This is a genomic window from Paraburkholderia diazotrophica (genome assembly GCF_900108945.1).
Classification (GTDB): domain Bacteria; phylum Pseudomonadota; class Gammaproteobacteria; order Burkholderiales; family Burkholderiaceae; genus Paraburkholderia; species Paraburkholderia diazotrophica.
Genome location: NZ_FNYE01000009.1, coordinates 70,483 through 92,974, shown reverse-complemented (window position 1 = coordinate 92,974; position 22,492 = coordinate 70,483). Strand labels below are relative to the sequence as shown.

At 62.7% G+C, this 22,492-nt stretch carries 15 protein-coding genes and 1 pseudogene; 12 read left to right on the top strand and 4 right to left on the bottom strand.

The features are described from left to right. Position 1: 1 nt before the first annotated feature. The 4 genes from BMW76_RS14075 to kdgD all read left to right on the top strand — a co-directional run bounded on the left by BMW76_RS14075 (position 2) and on the right by kdgD (position 4,521). Positions 2-895, top strand: a complete 894-nt coding sequence (locus tag BMW76_RS14075) for a 2-hydroxy-3-oxopropionate reductase (protein ID WP_090865877.1) — start codon at positions 2-4, stop codon at positions 893-895. 52 nt (positions 896-947) lie between these two features. After that, positions 948-2,090 carry a lactonase family protein gene (locus tag BMW76_RS14070; RefSeq protein ID WP_090865876.1) on the top strand — a complete coding sequence of 381 codons (1,143 nt, stop codon included), beginning with the start codon at positions 948-950 and terminating at the stop codon, positions 2,088-2,090. A 32-nt stretch (positions 2,091-2,122) separates the two neighbouring features. Beyond that, positions 2,123-3,472, top strand: coding sequence for a glucarate dehydratase (gene gudD, locus BMW76_RS14065; RefSeq protein ID WP_090865875.1), 1,350 nt, complete (start codon positions 2,123-2,125; stop codon positions 3,470-3,472). Positions 3,473-3,603: 131 nt separating this feature from the next. Beyond that, positions 3,604-4,521: a 5-dehydro-4-deoxyglucarate dehydratase gene (kdgD, locus tag BMW76_RS14060; protein WP_090865874.1), complete on the top strand. Its 918-nt coding sequence runs from the start codon at positions 3,604-3,606 to the stop codon at positions 4,519-4,521. A 141-nt stretch (positions 4,522-4,662) separates the two neighbouring features. On the opposite strand, the gene BMW76_RS14055 is transcribed toward kdgD, so the two are convergent. After that, complete coding sequence (locus BMW76_RS14055) at positions 4,663-5,589, bottom strand: LysR family transcriptional regulator (RefSeq protein ID WP_090866109.1); 927 nt, start codon at positions 5,587-5,589, stop codon at positions 4,663-4,665. Positions 5,590-5,687: 98 nt separating this feature from the next. Here BMW76_RS14055 and BMW76_RS14050 point away from each other — a divergent pair, with 98 nt between their 5' ends. Then, on the top strand, positions 5,688-6,578 hold the full coding sequence (locus BMW76_RS14050; RefSeq protein ID WP_090866107.1) for an aldo/keto reductase family oxidoreductase: 891 nt from the start codon (positions 5,688-5,690) through the stop codon (positions 6,576-6,578). Between the two features lie 354 nt (positions 6,579-6,932). Continuing rightward, positions 6,933-7,274, top strand: a pseudogene (locus tag BMW76_RS14045) (LysR family transcriptional regulator); the annotation flags it as partial. A 71-nt stretch (positions 7,275-7,345) separates the two neighbouring features. Here BMW76_RS14045 and BMW76_RS14040 read toward each other — a convergent pair. After that, positions 7,346-7,543 carry an ACT domain-containing protein gene (locus tag BMW76_RS14040; protein WP_407668957.1) on the bottom strand — a complete coding sequence of 66 codons (198 nt, stop codon included), beginning with the start codon at positions 7,541-7,543 and terminating at the stop codon, positions 7,346-7,348. Positions 7,544-7,875: 332 nt separating this feature from the next. Here BMW76_RS14040 and BMW76_RS14035 point away from each other — a divergent pair, with 332 nt between their 5' ends. From BMW76_RS14035 to BMW76_RS14010, 5 genes are all read left to right on the top strand, one after another. Beyond that, complete coding sequence (locus BMW76_RS14035; RefSeq protein ID WP_090865872.1) at positions 7,876-10,974, top strand: acetoacetate--CoA ligase; 3,099 nt, start codon at positions 7,876-7,878, stop codon at positions 10,972-10,974. 17 nt (positions 10,975-10,991) lie between these two features. Then, positions 10,992-11,816, top strand: coding sequence for a 4'-phosphopantetheinyl transferase family protein (locus tag BMW76_RS14030; protein WP_090865870.1), 825 nt, complete (start codon positions 10,992-10,994; stop codon positions 11,814-11,816). 801 nt (positions 11,817-12,617) lie between these two features. Continuing rightward, positions 12,618-13,511: a LysR family transcriptional regulator gene (locus BMW76_RS14020; RefSeq protein WP_090866105.1), complete on the top strand. Its 894-nt coding sequence runs from the start codon at positions 12,618-12,620 to the stop codon at positions 13,509-13,511. A 94-nt stretch (positions 13,512-13,605) separates the two neighbouring features. Beyond that, positions 13,606-15,570, top strand: a complete 1,965-nt coding sequence (locus BMW76_RS14015) for an aconitase family protein (protein ID WP_090865867.1) — start codon at positions 13,606-13,608, stop codon at positions 15,568-15,570. Positions 15,571-15,613: 43 nt separating this feature from the next. Beyond that, on the top strand, positions 15,614-17,056 hold the full coding sequence (locus BMW76_RS14010; protein WP_090865866.1) for an MFS transporter: 1,443 nt from the start codon (positions 15,614-15,616) through the stop codon (positions 17,054-17,056). Between the two features lie 20 nt (positions 17,057-17,076). Here BMW76_RS14010 and BMW76_RS14005 read toward each other — a convergent pair whose 3' ends face one another. Beyond that, entirely contained in the window at positions 17,077-17,982 is a 906-nt protein-coding gene (locus BMW76_RS14005) for a LysR family transcriptional regulator (RefSeq protein WP_090865865.1), read from the bottom strand. Between the two features lie 100 nt (positions 17,983-18,082). On the opposite strand from BMW76_RS14005, the gene BMW76_RS14000 reads away from it, so the two are divergent. Beyond that, positions 18,083-21,694: an indolepyruvate ferredoxin oxidoreductase family protein gene (locus BMW76_RS14000; RefSeq protein ID WP_090865864.1), complete on the top strand. Its 3,612-nt coding sequence runs from the start codon at positions 18,083-18,085 to the stop codon at positions 21,692-21,694. A 98-nt stretch (positions 21,695-21,792) separates the two neighbouring features. Here BMW76_RS14000 and BMW76_RS13995 read toward each other — a convergent pair whose 3' ends face one another. Continuing rightward, positions 21,793-22,269, bottom strand: a complete 477-nt coding sequence (locus BMW76_RS13995; RefSeq protein WP_090866103.1) for a RidA family protein — start codon at positions 22,267-22,269, stop codon at positions 21,793-21,795. Between the last annotated feature and the right edge of the window lie 223 nt (positions 22,270-22,492).

Below are 22,492 nucleotides of genomic sequence, written 5' to 3'. Positions count from 1 at the left end.
AATGAAAAAAGCAGGCTTCATCGGACTCGGCATCATGGGCAAGCCCATGGCGGCCAATCTTCGCAAGAACGGTGTCGAGCTTGCCGCCTTCACGCGCAGCGGCGTGCCGGATGAGCTGACGCAGGCAGGCGTGCTCGCATGTGGCAGCCCCGCCGAAGTCGCGGAAAAAGCCGATGTGATTTTCATCATGGTGCCCGACACGCCCGACGTCGAACGCGTGCTGTTCGGCGAGAACGGTGTGGCAGGCAAGCTGCGTCAAGGACAGATCGTCGTCGACATGAGCTCGATCTCGCCGATCGCAACGCGCGACTTCGCGGCGCGCGTGCGCGCGAAGGGCGCCGAATATCTCGACGCGCCCGTCTCCGGCGGTGAAGTCGGCGCGAAGGCCGCGTCGCTGACAATCATGGTGGGCGGTCCACAAGCCACGTTCGATGCCGTCAAGCCGTTCTTCGACATGATGGGCAAGAACGTCTCGCTGATCGGCGAAGTGGGCGCGGGCCAGATCTGCAAGGTGGCCAATCAGGTCATCGTCGCGGCAACGATCGAAGCCGTCGGCGAGGCGCTGCTGCTGGCGTCGAAAGCGGGCGTCGATGCCGAGAAGGTGCGCAAGGCGCTGATGGGCGGCTTCGCTTCGTCGCGCATTCTGGAAGTACACGGCGAACGGATGACGAAGCGCACGTTCGATCCGGGCTTCCGTATCGAGCTGCATCAAAAGGATCTTAACCTTGCGCTTTCGACGGCGCAGGCGCTCGGCGTCTCGCTGCCGAATACGGCCACCTGTCAGGCACTTTTCAACGCATGCGCGGCGCACGGCGGCAACGCATGGGATCACTCTGGCATGGTCCGCGCGCTCGAGTATCTCGCCGATCACGAAATCGGACAGCAGCGGAAATGACGATGACGCATCCGCCGCGCGTGCCGGATCGTCGAATGAACGCGCGCACATCATGAGCGACCCGACTCCCGCATCGTTTTTCGCGATCGTCTCGAACGCGGCGGACGGCGATCTTGCCGTGTTTCGCGTCGACGCATCGACGGGCCACATCGAGCACGTCGCGCGTCATCCCGCTGGCGAGGCCGCCATGCCGATGGCGCTGTCCGCCGGCGGCACCATGCTCCACGCCGCAACGCGCGCAGCGAAGCGGACCATCGTCACGTATTCCGTCGATTCGGGCACGGGCGATCTCACGCGGCTGCGAACGACGTCCATTGCATCGAGCCTCGCCTATCTGTCGCTGACGCCGTCCGGCGCATGGCTGCTCGGCGCATCGTATGGCGAGCATTCGGTGAGCCTGTATCGCGCCGCCGATATTCACGCCAATGCGCAAGTCGAACCGTTCCAGGTGATCGAAGGCATCGAGCACGCGCATTCGATCGTGGCATCCGCGGATGGCCGCTTTGCGTACGTCGCGTCACTCGGCTCCGATACGGTGTCGTGTTTCGCGATCGTCGAGCGCGCCGCCGATGCGCGACTCGAACTCGTGCAGAAGATTCGCGTCGAGGCGGGCTTCGGTCCGCGTCATCTGCGGTTTTCGCCGGATGGCAAGACACTCTATGTATCGAGCGAGTTTCGCGCGACGGTCGCCGTGTTCGCACGCGATACAGAAGCGGGCACGCTCACGGCCCGCTCGGTCGCGCCGCGTGCGCCGGTGCTCGCTCATCTGCACGACGGCCGCGCGCGTCCGCTTGTTGCGGGCACTGCTGGCACTGCGGGCGCTCAAGTCGATCCATCGACACTTATCTGGGCCGCCGACATTCAGATCACCCCCGACGGACATTTTATTTTCGTCGCCGAGCGCACGACGAGCCGGTTGATCGGCTATCGCGTGACGGACAACGGATCGCTCGACTACGCGGGCTATACCGACACCGAAACGCAACCGCGCGGCTTCCGTATCGACCCGAGCGGACGCTTCCTCGTCGCGTGCGGAGAGCAGTCGACGCACGTCGCCGTCTATGCGATCGACGCAGAATCAGGCGCGCTTGCGCTGCTGTCGCGCTGCGAAGGCGGACGCGGCGCGAACTGGGTCGAAATCATTCCACAGACGCCGCCGATCAGGCGCGCGACGTCTGCTCAACCCACTCATTGATCTACCAGCACCGAACCTCAGGACCGACTTTCATGTCTACGATCGCATCCCAAACCCAAGGCGCGCCGACCGTCACCGAATTGCGCGTGGTGCCCGTCGCCGGCCGCGACAGCATGCTGATGAACCTGAGCGGCGCGCACGGCCCGTTCTTCACGCGCAATATCGTGATCCTGCGCGACAGCGCGGGCAATACGGGCGTCGGCGAAGTGCCGGGCGGCGAGAATATCCGCAAGACCATCGACGATGCGCACCCGTTCGTCGTCGGCCAGTCCATCGGCAATCTGCACGCGGCATTGAACAAGGTACGCAAGCAGTTCGCGGATCGCGACGCGGGCGGACGCGGCCTGCAAACCTTCGACCTGCGCACGACGATCCACGCAGTGACGGCGCTCGAAGCCGCGTTGCTCGATCTGCTCGGCCAGCATCTCGGCGTGCCCGTCGCGGCGCTGCTCGGCGAAGGCCAGCAACGCGACGAAGTCGACATGCTCGGCTACCTGTTCTATATCGGCGACCGCAATAAAACGGACCTGCCGTACGCGAGCGGCGCCGAAGGCCGCGACGACTGGGAACGCCTGCGCACCGAAGAAGCAATGACGCCAGAAGCCGTCGTCCGCCTCGCGGAAGCGGCGCAAGCGCGTTATGGCTTCAACGACTTCAAGCTAAAGGGCGGCGTGCTTTCCGGCGACGCCGAAATCGAGGCAGTCTCAGCGCTCGCCGAACGCTTCCCCGATGCACGCGTGACGCTCGATCCGAACGGCGCATGGTCGCTCGCGGAAGCGATCCGCCTGTGCCGCGACAAGCACGATGTGCTCGCCTACGCCGAAGACCCATGCGGCGCGGAGAACGGTTATTCGGGCCGCGAAGTGATGGCCGAGTTCCGCCGCGCGACGGGCCTGCCGACGGCCACCAACATGATCGCGACCGACTGGCGCCAGATGGGTCATGCGATCCAGTTGCAATCGGTCGACATTCCGCTTGCCGATCCGCACTTCTGGACGATGCAAGGCTCGGTGCGCGTCGCGCAGATGTGCAACGACTGGGGCCTCACATGGGGCTCGCACTCGAACAATCACTTCGATATCTCGCTCGCGATGTTCACGCACGTCGCGGCCGCCGCGCCGGGCAAGATCACCGCGATCGACACGCACTGGATCTGGCAGGACGGCCAGTATCTGACGCGCAATCCGCTGCAGATCGTCGGCGGCAAGGTGAAGGTGCCGGCGAGGCCCGGCCTCGGCGTCGAACTCGACATGGATGCGCTCGAACAGGCGCACGCGCTGTATCAGCAGCACGGACTGGGCGCGCGCGACGATGGCGTCGCGATGCAGTATCTGATTCCGAACTGGAAGTTCGACAACAAGCGCCCCTGCCTCGTGCGCTGATGCTGAGCTAACCGCGCGCGGGTGGCCTGCTGATTGCAGCCCTTTCGCGCGCTGACAACGAATCGAACCGGAACGCCGAAACAACGCGGCCAGCATGGCCGCCCCACATCGACCGACATACAAAGCGAACCATGACCACGCCTCAAGAACTCAAAGCGATCGTTTCCGAAGGCCTTCTTTCTTTCCCCGTCACCGACTTCGACAGCAACGGCAACTTCCGCGCCGATACCTATGCGGCGCGTCTCGAATGGCTCGCGCCGTATGGCGCAACGGCTCTCTTCGCGGCGGGCGGCACGGGGGAATTCTTCTCGCTGACGAAGTCCGACTATACGAACGTCATCCGCACGGCGACGGAAACCTGCAAGGGCAAAGTGCCGATTCTCGCGGGCGCGGGCGGCCCGACGCGCGTCGCGATCGAGTACGCACAGGAAGCGGAGCGCCTCGGCGCGAGCGGCGTGCTTTTGATGCCGCACTATCTGACGGAAGCGCCGCAGGAAGGCATCGCCGCGCACGTCGAACAGGTGTGCAATGCGGTGAAGAACATCGGCGTGATCGTCTACAACCGCGCGAACTCGAAGCTCAACGCCGACGCGCTCGAACGTCTCGCGGACAGGTGCCCGAACCTGATCGGCTTCAAGGATGGCGTCGGCGACATCGAAAGCATGGTGACGATCCGCCGGCGCATGGGCGACCGCTTCTCGTACCTCGGCGGCCTGCCGACGGCGGAAGTCTACGCAGCCGCGTACAAGGCGCTGGGCGTCCCCGTCTACTCGTCGGCCGTGTTCAACTTCATTCCGAAGACGGCGATGGCGTTCTACCGCGCGATCGCCGCCGACGATCACGCGACGACGGGCAAGCTGCTCGACGAGTTCTTCCTGCCGTATCTGGCGATCCGCAATCGTCGGCAGGGATACGCGGTGAGCATCGTGAAGGCGGGCGCGAAACTGGTCGGCCGTGACGCGGGCCCGGTGCGCGCGCCGCTGACCGATCTGACCGAAGACGAAATGGCGCAGCTCGACGCGCTGATCAGGAAGCTCGGCGCTCAGTGACATCCATGTGATGTGATGCATTGCGCGCCGCCGAAAGAACCTCAGCGGATCGGGTTGCGGGCGAACGGATGGAGCAGCCGCGTCGGCAGCGAAAGCCGTGCGCGCGAGCCTGTCCATCCGTCGAATCCGATACCTCTGGCGTCAGCGGCGCGAACGCGCATCGGGCGCAACCTGCGCATCCTGCGCCTTCAGGAAATCGACGAACGCGCGCAACGGCGCAGGCAAATGACGGCGGCCTGGATAGTACAGAAACGGCCCCGAAAACCGCTGCCACCAGGGTTCGAGAATCGGCTCCAGCGCGCCGCTGTCGAGATGCGGCCGCAGCATGCCCTCGAACAGATGGATCACGCCGATACCCGCGAGCGCTGCGCTCACAGCCAGATCGATCGCGGCACCCGGCCTGACCACGAGCGGCCCCGACGGATCGAGCCGCACCACTTCGCCGTCGCGCTCGAAGTCCCACGTCGGCATCGCGCCGCCCGCGAACTGGCTGCGCAGGCACGCATGAGCGAGCAGATCGCGCGGATGCTCGGGCCTGCCATGCGCGTCGAGATAGCCGGGCGCGGCTGCCGTCGCGAAACGCTGCACGCGCGGTCCGATGGGAACGGCGATCATGTCCTGCTCGAGGCGCTCGTCGTAGCGGATGCCCGCATCGCAGCCGATCGACAGCACGTCGACGAAACCATCCTCGACCACCACTTCCACGCGGATGTCGGGATACTCAGCGAGAAACGACGCGATCACGGACGGCAACACGATGCGCGCGACGCTCGACGGCACGTTCAGCTTGAGAGTGCCCGTCGGCGTGTCCCTGAAAACGTTGAGCACATCGAGCGCGGCCTCCATTTCGCTGAAGAGCGGCGTCAGCTTGTCGATCAGGCGCTGCCCCGCCTCCGTCGGCGCGACGCTGCGCGTGGTCCGGTTCAGCAGCCGCAAGTCGAGCTTCGTTTCGAGCCGCCGGACGGCGATGCTCAGGCTCGATGCCGAAACGCCGCTGATGCGCGCAGCGTCGCGAAAGCCGCCGGCGCGCGCGACCGAGACGAAGGCGGCAAGATCATTGAGTTCCATGGCCATTGTTCGAAATTTTCAACAACCCGTACACCTTAGGTCGCTTTATTCAACAGCGCAATGGGATCAAACTGGCGGCGTTCAACAAGGAGAGCGTCATGTCGAAGTTCAAGTCAGCCGATCACTTCACGCTTGCCGGCCGCGAGATTCGCCGCATGGGCTATGGCGCCATGCAACTCGCGGGGCCCGGCGTATTCGGGCCGCCGAAGGACCGCGACGCCTGCATCGCCGTGCTGCGCGAGGCGATTGCGTCGGGCGTCAATCACATCGATACGAGCGATTTCTACGGGCCGCATATCACGAACCAGTTGATCCGCGAAGCGCTGCATCCGTATCCCGACGATCTGCTGATCGTCACGAAGGTCGGTGCGGTGCGAGGCGATGACGGCGCGTGGCTTCCCGCGTTCGAGCCGGAGGATATCCGTCGCGGCGTGCACGACAATCTGCGCAACCTCGGGGTCGAAGCCCTCGACGTCGTCAACATGCGCATCATGGGGAGCGTTCACAGCCCGAGCGAAGGCTCGATCGAAAAGCAGGTGGTGGCGCTGGCCGAACTTCAGCGCGAAGGGCTCGTGCGGCACATCGGCCTCAGCAATGTCACCGCGACGCAGATTGCCGAAGCGCAGCGCATCGCGGAGATCGTCTGCGTGCAGAATCACTACAACCTCGTTCATCGTGAGGACGATGCGCTCGTCGACGAACTGGCGGCCAAAGGCATTGCGTACGTGCCGTTCTTTCCGCTCGGCGGGTTCACGCCGATCCAGTCGTCGGCGCTCTCGGACCTGGCGAGCGAACTCGGCGCGACGCCGATGCAGCTCGCGCTTGCGTGGCTGCTGCATCGTGCGCCGAACATACTGCTGATTCCCGGCACGTCGTCCGTTGCGCACTTGCGCGAGAACTTGCAGGCCGGCGAATTGAAGCTGACGGACGCGACGCTCGCCGAACTCGAAGCAATTGGGCAACGCAGCGAGAATCAGCGAGACGAATGAGCGTTGTGCGGGCCGCGCGTCTACGAAGCGGAACGCGAGATGGAACACGAGGCGAAACTCACGCGGATAGCTGCTGCATGATCGCGTAGAGATCCGCCTTGCCTTCGAAGCCGATGCTGGGACGATCCGGCATCGTCACATAGCCGTTCTAGTGATGACGGATGCAATTGACGTTAATGATCTTCGGAAGCCGCCAGGTTATGCGCGAATCGACGCGCTATGGTTCACTGAAAATCACTTCTTTATTAACTTCGGGTGAAAACCGCGACAACCATGGCACTCAGCCGCCGACTGGCGCCAGGTGTTCGCAATGCCGGTTCTGTTTCGCCCAGACTCACTTTCTTTTTGACTTAAGTGGAATCGGATCTCGCATCGCATCTGAGGTTCTTTGTGCTGCTGGCCCGCTACGGCAACCTGACTTCCGCGGCTCGTGAGCTCAACTTCACGCCACCCGCCGCGACCAAGCGGCTCGCTCGACTGGAGGCACGGCTGGGGGTGCGCCTCGTCAACCGCAGTACGCGGCACGTCAGCCTGACTGCAGAGGGTGAAACGTACCTGCATTACGCGACCCGCATCCTCGACGAAATTCGCGAAATGGCAAACGCCGTTTCGTCGAGTCACGCTGTGCCGAAGAGACTGCTACGCATCAACGCGACGCTGGGGTTTGGAAGGACAACCATTGCCCCGATCGTGTCCAACCCGACGCAGTGAGCTCGCTTACCGTGAGTTGCTCTCGCGCGCCCGCTTCTGCAAGAGAAGCAATTGCGCTATGGCGTTCTTCTTCGAATCGCCGCTCGTTTTGCTATCTCTTCCTCCACGAAAAGCGTCAGATCTTCTTTCTCGCGGAAGGTCGCGACAGCCATCAATACGTCGACATCGGTTTCCACTGAAACCGACGCGAATACGTAGATACCCTCATTCAGTTCGGAATGCATAGAGGCTAGCAACTGACCGAGGTCGCTAATGGGCTGGCTCAGCGAAAACCTCTTTGCACACTAAGGACGTGGCAGTTCCCGACGTCTTTTTCATCACAGGTACGCAGCATATCGTGTATCACCACCGGATGTTTGTTCAGAGGGTTCCCTGAACTTGCCGCTGCAGAAGCGGCTCGATCATGAGCCGAAGACAGCCATCGCGCGTGGGCACGTCTAATGCAACGCTCACAGTACCGGTACGCGCCGCGCAAAGAAACGGGCAATGCAGTAGTGGCGGCTTCCTCTTCGTGGAATAACGACCGGTGCATTTATGCCCGTTCGACGAACTCGTTTTGAAAAAAAAGACGTTGATGGAGCTTTACATGGACGGTTTCCACCTGGCAGATGCCCCGCGGTGCACAAGTGTCGCCACGGGACGAGTTCCAACTTATAAACAAATGTCCGAGCGCCCGGCAACATCGCAATTGACTGCATTTACTGCGGCGCTGCAGGCGCGCACTGACAAAGCACTCAATAACTATCGATCGTTACACGATTTCTCAGTGCGAGACTTTCGCACTTTCTGGCGATGCTTCGTTGAATGGTCGCAAGGGCTCGAAGCATCGGGCAGCATCGAGCCGGTTTGCATCGGCGACGATTGCGAGCATGCACGCTTCTTTCCCGAGGTTCGACTCAACTACGCGGCCAATCTGCTTAACCTGTCGGTGGCACCGGCCACTGCACCCGCGATCACCGCGTGTCACGCGGATGGGAGACGTGTGTACCTGACCCGAGGCGAACTGCGCGAGCGCGTCGCGCGTCTTGCACATGCGCTTTCGAAATTGGGTCTGCGCAATGGCGACCGCGTCGTCGCCGTCATGCGCAACGACGCTGACGCAGCCGTTACCGCGCTGGCAGTGACCGCGCTCGGCGCAACCTTTTCGTCCGCTGCACCCGAAATGAGCGCCGAGGCGATCCTCGATCGCTTCACGCCGCTCGCACCTCGGCTGCTGTTCGCGCACAGTGCCGCGCGCGATTTCGACACGGGCATGCCTGTGGCGGATAAAGTCGGCGTGCTGACGGCTGCGCTACCCTCACTGCAGGGCCTCGTCTGTCTCGATGATGGAAACGACTTGCCGGGCACAATCACGCAGCGCGTCTATTCGCTTGGCGAGCTGATCGACGGGGGCGACGCCGCGCGCTTCGAGTGGCCGCACTTCCCGTTCAACCATCCGCTTTTCATCATGTTTTCGTCGGGCACGACGGGCAAGCCGAAGTGCATCGTGCACGGCGCCGGCGGCAGTCTGCTCGAGCACCTGAAGGAGCATCGGCTGCACTGCGATCTGCGGCCCGGCGACCGGATGTACTTCCACACCACTTGCGCATGGATGATGTGGAACTGGCAGTTATCGGCGCTTGCATCGGGCGTCGAAATCGTGACTTATGACGGACCGATCTCCACGATCGATGTGTTGTGGCGTCTCGTCGCCGATGAACGTGTCACTGTGTTCGGCACGAGCCCCGCTTATCTGAAGATGTGCGAGGACGCGGGTCTTGAGCCAGGGCGACAGTTCAATCCAGCCGCACTGCGCGTGATGATGTCGACTGGCGCGGTGCTGTACGACACGCAGTTCGACTGGGTACGCGATCACGTGAAGTCAGTGCCGCTACAGTCGATCTCGGGCGGCACCGATATCCTCGGCTGCTTCGTGCTCGGAAACCCTGACTTGCCCGTCTATGCAGGGGAAGCCCAATGCAAGAGTCTTGCGCTCGACGTTCAGGCGTGGGATCAGGGAGAGCCCACGACTGGAGTCGGCGAACTCGTTTGCATCAATCCGTTTCCGTCACGTCCGCTCGGGTTTTATGGCGACGTGGACGGCGCGGCCTTTCACGCGGCCTATTTCGCCCGTAATCCGGGTGTGTGGACGCACGGCGATCTGATCGAATTTTCGTCTGAAGGCACGGCCCGCCTGCATGGACGCTCCGACGGAATATTGAATGTTCGCGGAATCAAGATCGCTCCCGCCGAGATCTATCGCGTGCTGAACGATATCCGCGAGATTCGCGAAGCGATGGTCGTCGAGCAGAAGCAAGGCGAAGGGCCAACCGATCACACATCCGCTCAACCGCCTGACTCACGCATCGTACTGCTGCTGGTCCTGCAGAACGGCGTTACGTTAACGGGCACGCTGGTCGCCCAGATACGCCGCGATCTCGCGCACCGCGCGTCGCCTGCGCACGTTCCAGACAGGATCATCGCCGTCGATGCATTGCCCGTCACGCACAACGGCAAGCTATCCGAACGATCCGCTCACGATGCGATCAACGGCTTGCCGGCCATCAATGTCACGGCGCTGCGCAATCCCGAATGCCTCGATGCGATCCGGAACCATCCGGCGCTCAAACCAGCGGCTCGCGAGCTTCCGCCAACCGGCGATTCGCGCGAACAACTCGAACGACATTTGCAGGCGCTGTGGGAGAAGCTGTTCGACTTTGCGCCGATCGGCCGCGATGACAATTTCTTCGAACTGGGTGGCAATTCGCTCCTCGCCGCAAGGCTGCTCGCGGAAATACGTCAGTCGACAGGCTACACGATGCCACTCGCGACGCTCGTGATCGCGCCGACGATCTCGCGCCTTGCCGCGATGATCGAAGATCGCACACCGCTGCCATCGTCGCCGATTCTGGTGCCCATGCGCACTGGAACGGGCACGCCGCTGTTCCTCGTGCATGGATTGAGCGGCTCGGCGATGGAATGCTGGGCGCTGGTCCACGCATTGCGCAGCCCGCGCCCGGTCTTTGGTCTGCACGCACGCGGCCTTGACGGAGAAGAGCCGACCCAGCGGCACGTCGAAGAAATGGCTGCCTGCTACATCGACGAGATGCGCGCCGTGCAGCCGAATGGGCCGTACTCAGTGACAGGCTATTCGCTCGGCGGTCTGATCGCGTTCGAGATCGCGCAACAGCTGGCGCGCGCTGGCGACCAGGTCGGCATGCTGTGCCTGCTCGATCCTTATGTGTACGAGCGCTGGCTGCCGTGGAGCGCGCGGGTACATCACTGGTATGGCCGGATGCATGGCCAATGGCGCAAGCTGCGTATGGTCCCGGCGTCGCGAATGGCCGGTTACGTGGCCGATCGGCTCATCGTTGGAGCCGATCACGTGCAAATGCGCCTCGGCCACATGAGACTGCGGCCGGACGCCACGATTGCGTCGTTTCCGCCGGCGCTCAGACAGGTGCGCGAAACCTTGGTACTGGCGATGACCCGCTACCGGCCGCCTCTTTACGAAGCTGGACCGATTTTGTATGTGCGCGCGACGACGCGGCTGGACGAGCATGGCGATCCGATGCTTTTGTGGCAGCGCGTCGCGCGCGGCGGCCTGGTGATCGCGGAGGTATCCGGCAGCCATGACGATATGCTGGTCGAGCCTAACTTGCGGGCCGTCGCGGCACTACTGGACAGGGCATTGGCGAACGCGTGATACAGCGAGGTTTTGGCATGCAGCACGACGTTGCTACAGCGCGAATCGCACGAAATGCGGCGGCCCTTTCACTGCCTGATCCGAGCCAGCTCGTTTTGCGGGACAGAGCCGTTCATGTATGGATGCTGGACGAGCATGTCATCGGACAGGCATGTTCGTCCCTCGCCTACACGCTTTCGCAGGACGAACGACAGCACGCACGAGCGTACCGGCATGAACGCGATCGCAACAACTTTATCGGCCGACGGAGCATGCTCCGCTGGCTGATCGGCGTCTATCTGTGCTGCAAACCCGAATCGCTGCGCTTCAATGTGTCCACGCTCGGCAAGCCCGTATTGCAGCGGCCATGCGATACGAGGCTCGCATTCAATGTTTCCCATACGGACGGGATCGCCCTGCTCGCTTTTGCATTGAATTGCCGCATCGGCATCGACGTCGAGCGACGGATCAACTGCATCGACTGCATCGACTTCGTGAGCGTCGGACGCGGGATCTTTTCTCCCGCAGAGGAAAGCGTGCTTGCGTCGGCACGAACCGATCCGGCCGCTACCTTCCTTAGCATCTGGACACGAAAAGAGGCCCTGCTTAAGGCACTCGGCGGCGGCCTTCTGATCGAGCCCACTTCCTATACGACAGAAGATGCTCTCGCACCCGGCGAAGGCCACTGGCACGCTTCGAAAAAGGGCACACGCATTTCGGGCTGGACGTGCCTGGACTTGAGCGTCGGACGGGAAGTCCAGGGCGCCCTTGCCGTGTCGCTCGATGACGCGCGCGTCGCGCTTTGCCGTTGCTCGCCTTCGATCTGGGCAAACAGTTACTCATTCGCGGGAATGCCGTCTTGACGATTGGTTCGCCATGTCACGCAGAAGCGGGCAACGCAAATCGTTCGCGGAAATTCGGGTGACAAAATGATCGACTACGCGTTGGCATTCGGCGAAAAGGCCGTTGTGCACGTGAAGACAGATCTCGAAGTTCTAATTCAATGCTTCACGAATGGAGCTAAAGTCCCCATAAACCGGACGTAAAAATTGCACGGGCTTGCCGCCCTTCTCCTCGCGATCTGGCACAAGAAAAAATAATTCGGTGAAGGCCTACGGTTTCAGAGGCGGGTGCCGATAAGAGCGCTCATAAGTCCCCTGCAGACGAGGCTCCCCATGTCATTTGCATTTGATCTGATCGCTCACCCCACACCCAGATTGAAGCGTACCGTCGTTATCCTCGTTGGCTGTGCGGGCGTACTGGCCAGCCTGTCGATCTGGAGCCGGGTGCCCGCCGATGTACTCGCCGACGCCGACAGAGAAGTCGCCCACTACGGCCCCGCACTAACGGGGTCCGCGTGCGCGGTTGAAGGAGCCGTCTCGAGAGACGCTCATGGCACGTTCCTCATGTGCTGGAAACAGGTCTGGAGCAAGCCGTAAAAGCGACTCCCGAATCGCCGCGACTGAGTCATTCCGTAACGGGCACTAGCACGAGCGGCTGAGCAGCAGCCGCCTGCGATCGCAAAAGCACGGCTGCTACTATTGCCGCTGTCGGAGCAGTCGAAGCACCTGGGTGTGGAAACGGGCGTTGCGCGAAAAGCGCTGACGCAGTGCTTCGACGTGCCCATCCGACAAGCCATCAAACTCGACAGGGATTCTGGCGGCGTGCGAATCGATCCATACAGCCTGGAACTGTTCATATCCGTGGTGCAGGAGGGCTCGATTGCTCGCGCGGCCAGTCGTAATCACATCGCCCCTTCGGCGCTCAGCCGGCGCATTGCGGATCTCGAAACCGCCATGAGCCTTACCTTGCTCATCCGCTCCCCGTCGGGTGTCGAACTCACCGAAGCGGGCCGCCATGCGTTCGCGCGCGCAGTGTCACTGCATGATCAGTTGCAATCGCTGGCACGCGAGGTACAGTCGCTGAGCGGCCAGATCGCCGGCGTCGTGCGGCTGTATGCGAATGCATCGGCGATCGTCGGCTTCTTGCCCGAGCGGCTGAAAGCGTTTCAGGCGCGATACCCGCTCGTACAGATCGCATTGACGGAACAGATCAGCGATGAAGTGATCCGCGCGTGCGTCGACGACCGCGCCGACGTCGGCATCTGCGCGAGCGGCAAGATACCGGGTGGCCTCGATTCGTGGCACTTCGCCGATGATCCGCTGATGGTCGTGCTGCCGCCCGATCATGAACTTGCCGCGCTCGACGCGCCGACTTTCAGCGATGTCATCCGCTTTCCGCTCGTCGCCCTTCAGGCGGGCGGCTCGCTCGATCAGCTCGTCAACGAGCGCGCCGACGCCATTCGTACGCCGCTCAAGCTGGCCGTGACGGTCAACAGCTTCGATGCGCAGTGCCGGATGGTCGAAGCAGGACTCGGCATCGGCATTGTGCCGACGAGTGCCGCGTCCGCGTTCGCCGGATCGCACGGCTTCGTGCGCCGCCCGCTCGATGAGCCGTGGGCGACCCGTCGCAGCCTGCGGGTTCATGCGCTCAAGAAGTCTTCACGCCTGAAGGCCGTGCAGGCACTGATCGACTCGCTGACGCACGCCGAGGGTTAACGAGGACATCGCGGTTTGCGATGCCCCCTTTGCCGATCCAGCACTTCTTGCCCGTTCGCGCTGCCGTCTAGATTTCCGTTCAAGGAGAAATCGGATGGCGACACTGGATTTGACGGGCCGGATATTGTTTCTTTGCGAGGACCCGCAACGGGTCGAGCGGCAACTCGACGGGCTCGATCTGACCGAGGCGACAGCGGGCACGCTGCGAGACGATGTCTCGACCGACGAGATCACGCCGATGAGCGTGCTCACCCGCTTCGACGAGCGTCTCGGCCGCTTTCCCTATCTCGGCTTTCGCACGGGAGGACGCAATCCCATCGGCGCCGACGCGATCCGCAACGGCCGTTTCTGCGTGACAGTCGCGGGCAACCGGTACGGCAAGGGATCGTCGCGCGAGCACAGTCCGCTCGCGGAATATCGCGCGGGCATCCGGCTCGTGATCGCGAAGAGTTTCGAACGGATCTATCGTCAGAACGCGGACAACCTCGGACTCTTCACGTCGACGGATTTTGGGCTGATCGACCGCATCCGGCGCGGCGAGCCGATCGACATCGAGGAACTCGTCGCATCGCGCGACGCGCTGTCCGCGTCGATTCTCCGAAGCGGCGGCTTGCTGCGCTATGGCGCGCGGCACATGCGGCATATCGAGGCCGCAGATCGCGCCGCGCATGGTGAGCCGCGCACGCTCGCGCAGAAAATCATCGAGCGTCACGCGCTGCGCACAGAAGGAACGGGCGCATCGCTCGCGCCCGGCTCTGGCATTTTCGTGCGCGCGGACTGGCGCTTCATCCACGAGTACTACACCGGTATGGCGACGCACATGCTGCACGCGACGTTCGGCAAGCCGTTGTCGCTGCATCAGCCGGACACCATTCTTGCGTTCGAAGACCACCTCTCCTATTCGCACAAGAGCGCGCTTCACATCAGAAATGGTTTGCTGCCTGACGTCAACGAACTATCCGCGGCGCACAGGCAATTCGCTCAGGACCACGGGCTGAAGAATCACGGCTATCTCAGCGAAGTCGACGGCAGCTTTAGCGAAGGCTCCGAAGGCATCTCGCACGCGATGATGGCCGAGCGCTACGCGCTGCCCGGCCATCTGATCGTCGGCACGGACTCGCACACGCCGCATAGCGGCGCGCTCGGATGCGTGGCGTTCGGCGTCGGCACCACCGATATGGCGAATGCATTCGTCACCGGCGCAGTGCGCATGACCGTGCCGCAATCGCTGCGCGTCGATTTCAACGGCTCCATTCCAGCCGGCGTCACCGCGAAAGACCTGGTGCTGCATCTGCTCGCCGATCCGAGAATCCGAGCCGGCGCGGGCGTCGGCAAAGTGTTCGAGTTCGCGGGCTCTGCGATCGCGCAACTGACGACGGATGAACGCACGACGCTGACGAACATGACGGCCGAACTCGGCGGCTTGACCGGCATCGTCGCGCCCGATGAAGAGACCGTGCGCTTTCTCAAGGCGCGGCGCGGCGTCGACTTCGTGATCGAACCGTGGATGCGCAGCGATGCGGGCGCAAGCTATACCGACGTGATCGAGATCGACTGTGCGGGCATCACGCCGATGCTCGCCTCACCCGGCGATCCGGGCAACGGCATCGCGCTGCGCGATCTCGCTGAGCGCCCGCGCGTCGATATCGCTTATGGCGGCTCGTGCACCGCTGGCAAGCGCGAAGACTTCGACCACTATCACGAAGTCCTCGCATGGGCTGCCGCGCGTGGCCTGCGCGTCCCGTCGAACGTGAAGCTGTACCTTCAGTTCGGCACATCGGATGTGCGGGACTATTGCGTGCAGCGCGGCTACATCGACGCATTCGAGCAGGCCGGCGCCATTCTGCTGCAACCGTCATGCGGCGCATGCGCCAATTGCGGGCCGGGCGCTTCCGTGGACGCGAGCCAGGTCACGATCAGCGCGATCAACCGCAATTTTCCGGGCCGCTCGGGTCCGGGCCAGGTCTGGCTCGCAAGTCCGCCGACCGTGGTGGCCAGCGCGCTCGCCGGCCATATCGCTTCATTCGATGAATTGAAGGCGCGTGCGCAGCGGGCCTGATGGTTCGCTCGCAAACCATACAACGACGATACTGGAGACACACATGGCCATGATGGAGGGCGCGTCACAACTGCGCGCCGCAGATCATCCGGCGCTAGCCGGAACAGCTTCTGCCGTCGACACAGGCGCGATTTCCGCCCGTCTGGACAGGCTGCCTGCAACACGCGCGGTCTGGAAGCTGATCGTGCTGCTCAGCCTCGGATTCTTCTTCGAGCTGTACGATCTTCTCTTTACCGGCTACGTCGCGCCGGGCCTCGTCAAGAGCGGCATTCTCACATCGACGACGTCGGGCCTGTTCGGCACATCGGGCGTCGCGAGCTTCATTGCGGCGCTCTTTTGCGGACTGTTTCTGGGCACCGTCGCTTGCGGCTTTCTCGCCGACCGTTTCGGCCGACGAGCGATCTTCACGTGGTCCTTGTTGTGGTACGTGGCGGCCAACACCGTGATGGCCTTTCAGGACACCGCGAGCGGCCTGAATTTCTGGCGCTTCGTTTCAGGCATGGGCATCGGCGTCGAGCTGGTGACCATCGGCACCTACATGTCCGAGCTTGCGCCGAAACATCTGCGCGGCAGGGCTTTCGCGATCTGCCAGACGCTCGGCTTCTCGGCTGTGCCCGTCGTTGCGTTTCTTTCTTATCTGCTTGTACCGAACGCGCCGTTCGGCGTCGATGGCTGGCGATGGGTCGTGCTCCTCGGCGGTATCAGCGCGCTCTTTATCTGGTACTTCCGGCGCAATCTGCCGGAAAGTCCGCGCTGGCTGGCGAGTAAAGGACGAATTCGCGAAGCCGACGAAGTCCTCTCCCGGCTCGAAGAAAAAGTTGCGAGCGAATACGGACAGCCGCTGCCCGAGCCGGGACCGTCCGACCCCGTGCCCCGCAAGGCAGGCTTCGCGGATATGTGGAAACCGCCGTATCGCAAGCGCACGGTGATGCTCATCATCTTCCACATCTTGCAGACGGTCGGTTTTTATGGCTTCGCGAACTGGGTGCCGACTCTGCTCGTCAAGCAAGGCATCACGGTGACGTCGAGCCTGCTGTACACGACGGTTATCGGCCTTGCGGCGCCGCTTGGGCCGCTGCTCGGCTACTGGATCGCGGATCGCTTCGAGCGCAAGCATGTGATCGTCTGCATGGCTGCACTCAATATCGTCAGCGGCCTGTTGTTCAGCCAGGTGGCGTCGGCGGTCGCGATCGTGACGCTCGGTGTTTTGCTGACGCTGGCCGGCAACATCATCTCGTTCACCTATCACACGTATCAGCAGGAACTCTATCCGACCGCGATCCGCGCACGCGCAGTGGGCTTCGTCTATTCGTGGAGCCGGCTCTCGGCCGTGTTCAGTTCTTTCGTTATCGCGTTCACGCTGAAGGAATTCGGCGTGACGGGCGTGTTCGTTTTCATCGCAGGTGCGATGACGCTCGTCATCGTCGCGATCGGCCTGATGGGTCCGCGAACGCTCGGCAAGTCGCTCGAAAGCATTTCGCACTGAGCGGCGCGTCGCGTCGCCGTTCAACCGCCGCATGCGTGGATCAGAAACTGCTGTAGCGCAGTCGCTGGTCCACTCAGCCGCGCGCCCTTCAGCCAGATCATGCCCGCATCCATTTGCGGAACGGCATCCAGAATCGGACGCGCTTCGATACGCTTACCCTCCAGCGACCACGGGCGGAACACCATATCCGAGAGGACGGTCACGCCGAAGCCGTGTGCAACCAGCCCGCGCAGCGCTTCCATTGAACTCGTGCGAAACGCGATATTCGGCTCGATGCGTTTTTTCTTCCAGTAACGAAGCGTCGATTGCTCGCCTTCGTCGACTGTGATCAGGATGTACGGATGCGCGGCAATGTCCTTCAGCGACGGTGCGTCGAGTTGCGCGAGCGGGTGTGTCGGCGCAACCCATAGCTGCCGACGCGAGCGGATCAGCACCTGTCTGCCGAAGCGGTTGAGGTTCTCGACATTCGAAAGCAGCACCACGCCGATCTCGATGTCGCCGGCGAGAACCGCACTTTCGATATCCGCTCGCTCCATGTCACGCAAATCGAAGTCGATCAACGGATAGGTCGCGCGAAAACGTGCGAGCAGTTCCGGCAGAAAGTAGCCCAGCACCGTATACGACGCGGCGATCCGCACGATGCCGCGCATGTCGTGTGAACGGAACGGCGGCTTGTGGATGGCATCGCGCGCCGCGTCCAGCACGCGCCGCGCGTGGTTGTAGAAATCCTGGCCATCCGGCGTGAGCGCGACGCCCTGAGGCAGCCGCTCGAACAGACGCGTGCCGACACCGCTTTCCAGCGCGAGAACGGCATTGGTGATCGCCGATTGCGACACGTGCTCGTTGGCGGCCGCCATCGAGAACTGGCCTGTTTGCGCCGCCGCCACGAAGTAGCGCAATTGCCGAAGTGTGAGATCGAATGCCATCTGATTTTCGGATACCAGAGTTGCTTATTTGTGATTTTACGATAGCAATCCGGCTTTCTATACTCGGCGAAAAATCACGATTCCGCCGGAGACAGCCCCCATGAATGCGCCCGATCTAGCCGCTACGTCTGATCAATTCGACCAATCCCAACTGGCGACCGAAACGCCTGCCACGCCTGTGACGCTCGACGACAAGTACACGCTTGAAAAAGGCCGCGTGTACATCAGCGGCACGCAGGCGCTCGTGCGTCTGCCGATGCTGCAGAAGGCTCGCGATCTGAAAGCGGGGCTGAACACGGCCGGCTTCATTTCAGGCTATCGCGGCTCGCCGCTCGGCGCGCTCGATCAGTCGCTGTGGAAAGCGAAAAAGCATCTGCAGGCAAACGACATCGTGTTTCAGCCCGGCGTCAACGAGGATCTGGCCGCGACGTCCGTGTGGGGCACGCAGCAGATCAACCTGTGGCCGGGCGCGACGCGCGACGGCGTGTTCGGCATGTGGTACGGCAAGGGTCCGGGCGTCGACCGCACGGGCGATGTGTTCAAGCACGCGAACTCCGCAGGCAGCGACGCGCGTGGCGGCGTGCTCGTGCTGGCCGGCGACGACCACGCCGCAAAATCGTCTTCCGTTGCACATCAATCCGAGCATGCATTTATCGCGGCGGGCATCCCCGTGCTCTATCCGGCGAACGTGCAGGAATATCTGGACTACGGCTTGCACGGCTGGGCGATGAGCCGCTACTCGGGTCTATGGGTCGCGATGAAGTGCGTGACGGATGTGATCGAATCCACCGCGTCGATCGATCTCGATCCGGATCGCGTCGAGATCGTCACGCCGACCGACTACACGATGCCTGCCGGCGGTCTCAACATCCGATGGCCGGATGCGCCGCTCGCGCAGGAAGCCCGGCTGCTGGACGAGAAATGGTATGCCGCGCTCGCCTACGTGCGCGCGAACAAGCTGAACCGTGTCGTCATCGATTCGCCGAAGCCGCGCTTCGGCATCATCACGGCGGGCAAGGCCTATCTCGACGTGCGCCAGGCGCTGAGCGACCTCGGCCTCGACGACGACACGTGTGCGCAGATCGGCTTGCGTCTGTTGAAAGTGGGTTGCGTATGGCCGCTCGACGCGCAGGACGCGCGCGCGTTCGCCACGGGGCTCGAAGAGATACTCGTCGTCGAAGAAAAGCGCCAGATTCTCGAATATGCGTTGAAGGAAGAGCTGTACAACTGGCGCGAGGATGTTCGCCCGAAGATCTACGGGAAGTTCGACGAGCGCGACAACGAAGGCGGCGAATGGTCCGTGCCGCGCGGCGACTGGCTGTTGCCCGCGCATTACGAGCTGTCGCCCGCGCTGATCGCGAAGGCCATTGCGCGCCGCCTTGCCCGCGCGAATCTGCCGGATGACGTGCGCGCGCGCATGCTCGCACGCGTCGCGATCATCGAAGCGAAAGAACGCGAAGCCGCGAAGCCGCGCGTCGCCGTCGAGCGAAAGCCGTGGTTCTGCTCCGGCTGCCCGCACAACACGTCGACGAACGTACCCGAAGGCTCGCGCGCGCTCGCGGGCATCGGTTGCCACTACATGTCGATGTGGATGGACCGCAAGACGGAAACCTTCAGCCAGATGGGCGGCGAAGGTGTCGCGTGGATCGGGCAAATGCATTTCTCCGGCGACAAGCACGTATTCGTCAATCTCGGCGACGGCACCTACTTTCATTCGGGCCTGCTCGCGATCCGCGCGGCGATCGCGGCGAATGCGAACGTCACGTACAAGATCCTCTATAACGACGCTGTCGCGATGACGGGCGGCCAGCCTGTCGACGGCGTGCTCACGGTGCCGCAGATCGCGCATCAGGTCCACGCGGAAGGCGCGAAGCGGATCGTCATCGTCACCGACGAGCCGGAGAAGTATCACTCTGGCATTACGCTGCCCGCGGGTGTCGACGTTCACCATCGCGATCAGCTGGACTCCGTTCAGCGCACGTTGCGCGACATGCCCGGCACGACGGTGCTGATCTACGACCAGACCTGCGCGACCGAAAAGCGGCGCCGCCGCAAACGCGGTACGTATCCCGATCCGGCGCGCCGCGCATTCATCAACGATGCCGTGTGCGAAGGCTGCGGCGATTGCTCGGTGCAGTCCAACTGCCTGTCCGTCGAGCCGCTCGATACGCCGCTCGGCACCAAGCGGAAAATCAACCAGTCGTCGTGCAACAAGGACTTTTCCTGCGTGAAGGGCTTTTGTCCGAGCTTCGTGACGGCTGAAGGCGCGCAGCTTCGCAAGCCTCAGGCCGCACGCGCTGGCGGCACGGAAAGCGGCACGCCCGATTTCGATGCGCTCCCGCTGCCATCGCTGCCTGCGCTCGCGAGGCCGTATGGCATTCTCGTGACGGGCGTCGGCGGCACGGGCGTCGTGACGATTGGCGGATTGATCGGCATGGCGGCGCATATCGAACGCAAAGGCGTCACCGTGCTCGATATGGCGGGGCTCGCGCAAAAAGGCGGCGCGGTTCTCAGCCATGTGCAAGTCGCGTCCGCGCCCGAAGCGCTGCACGCAACGCGCATTGCAACAGGCGAAGCGCGGCTCGTGATCGGTTGCGACGCGATCGTGTCGGCGTCGAACGATGTGCTGTCCCGCACGCAGCATGGTGTGACGTTCGCCGCGATCAACAGCGGCGCGACGCCGACCGCGGACGTCATCAAGAACCCGAAGTGGACCTTCCCTGGAACACAAACGGAAGCGGAACTCCGCGAGAGCATCGGAGACGGCTGCGCGTTCATCGACGCCAACGCGCTTGCGCTCACGCTGCTCGGCGACACGATCTACAGCAATCCGCTGCTGCTCGGCTTTGCATGGCAGAAGGGCTGGCTGCCGCTGGAACTGGCGAGCCTTGTACGTGCAATCGAACTCAATGGGGTTTCGGTCGAGAAGAATCGGCAGGCGTTCAACTGGGGACGCTATGTCGCGCATCACGGCGATGCCGCCGTTCAGGCGATGATCAAGCCGGATGTTGCGGCTCAGCGTATCGTCGTGCAGATGCCCGAATCGCTCGACACGCTGATTGCGTCGCGAGAAGCATTGCTGACCGCGTACCAGAACCAAGCGTACGCGCGAAGCTATCGACGCGTGATCGACGGGATTCGTGCAAAGGAAATGGACATCGCCGGCAACTCGAAACTGCCGCTTACGCGAGCGGTTGCCGTGAATCTCGCGAAGCTCATGGCGTACAAGGATGAATACGAAGTCGCTCGTCTTTACGCGGATCCCGCTTATATGGCGAAACTGCGTCAACAGTTCGACGGTGAACCGGGACGTGACTACAAGCTGAGCTTCTATCTCGCGCCGCCTATGTTCGCGAAGCGCGATGAGCACGGGCACTTGCGGAAGAAGCGCTTCGGCCCGTGGATACTGCCCGTCTTTCGCGTGCTCGCACGGATGAAGGGACTTCGCGGCACGGCGCTCGATGTGTTCGGACGAACGGCTGAGCGGCGCGGCGAGCGTCAACTGATCGCCGAATACATCGCGCTCGTCGATGAGTTCCGCGCAACACTCGACGCGAAACGTCTTCCTGTGGCGCTGCAACTGGCCAACTTGCCCGACGACATACGCGGTTTCGGTCACGTCAAGGAGCGCAATGTCCGCGCAGCCGCGAACAAGAAGGAGCGCTTGCTGCGCGAGTACCTGATGCCCGAGCAATCGACCGCATGCGCATGACAGGTATATGTCTGCGTGCGAGGACGCGAGAGAACGAAGCAGCCCCGGAGGGCTGCTTTGGCGCAGTCCACGTCGTGCGAACAGCTCTGTCGAACTGGCTACGCAGGCCGCACGCTGAAAATAAAATCCACTTCCACTGACGCGCCTTTCGGCAATTGCAACACGCCGACAGACGAGCGTGTGTGTATGCCGGCATCGCCAAGCACGTCGTACAGCACGTCGGATGCGCCATCTGCGACTTCGCTTTGCATCGTGAAGTCCGGCGCGCTTCGCACGAAGACGGTGATGCGCGGCACCGCCAATATCGCGTCGAGCGTTCCGCAATGCTTCTTGATCAGCGACAGCGCGCGGAGCGTCGAAGTCCCTGCTGCGCGACGCCCCTCTTCCAGCGAGAGGGATTCGCCCACCACGCCGACGAAGCGCACCACGTCTCCCACGCGCGGAATCTGGCCGGCAACATAGGCCGCGTTCCCGTCGATCAAAAGAGGCGTGTACTTTCCGCCTTTCTTGATTTCCTCGTCCGGATCGAATCCGAATTCGGCCGCGACCTGTCGCAACTTGTCGTCTCTCGTCATGGCATTTTCACCGACGCTGTCGAAAGCGTAAGGATAGTTGAGTGCTTTGGCTTTGTCCCATACGACGCGTGTCGCAATCCGCCATATCCGCGTCGCCTGCACGCAAAACCTTTCCATTCACCCGGTCGTTAACTCGTTCGCAACCCAGGATCGCCACGCGTTGCAAGACAGCGCCCGTCTATCGTGATCCGGAAACCACATCGGCCGCTGGCCGCGCCCGGCC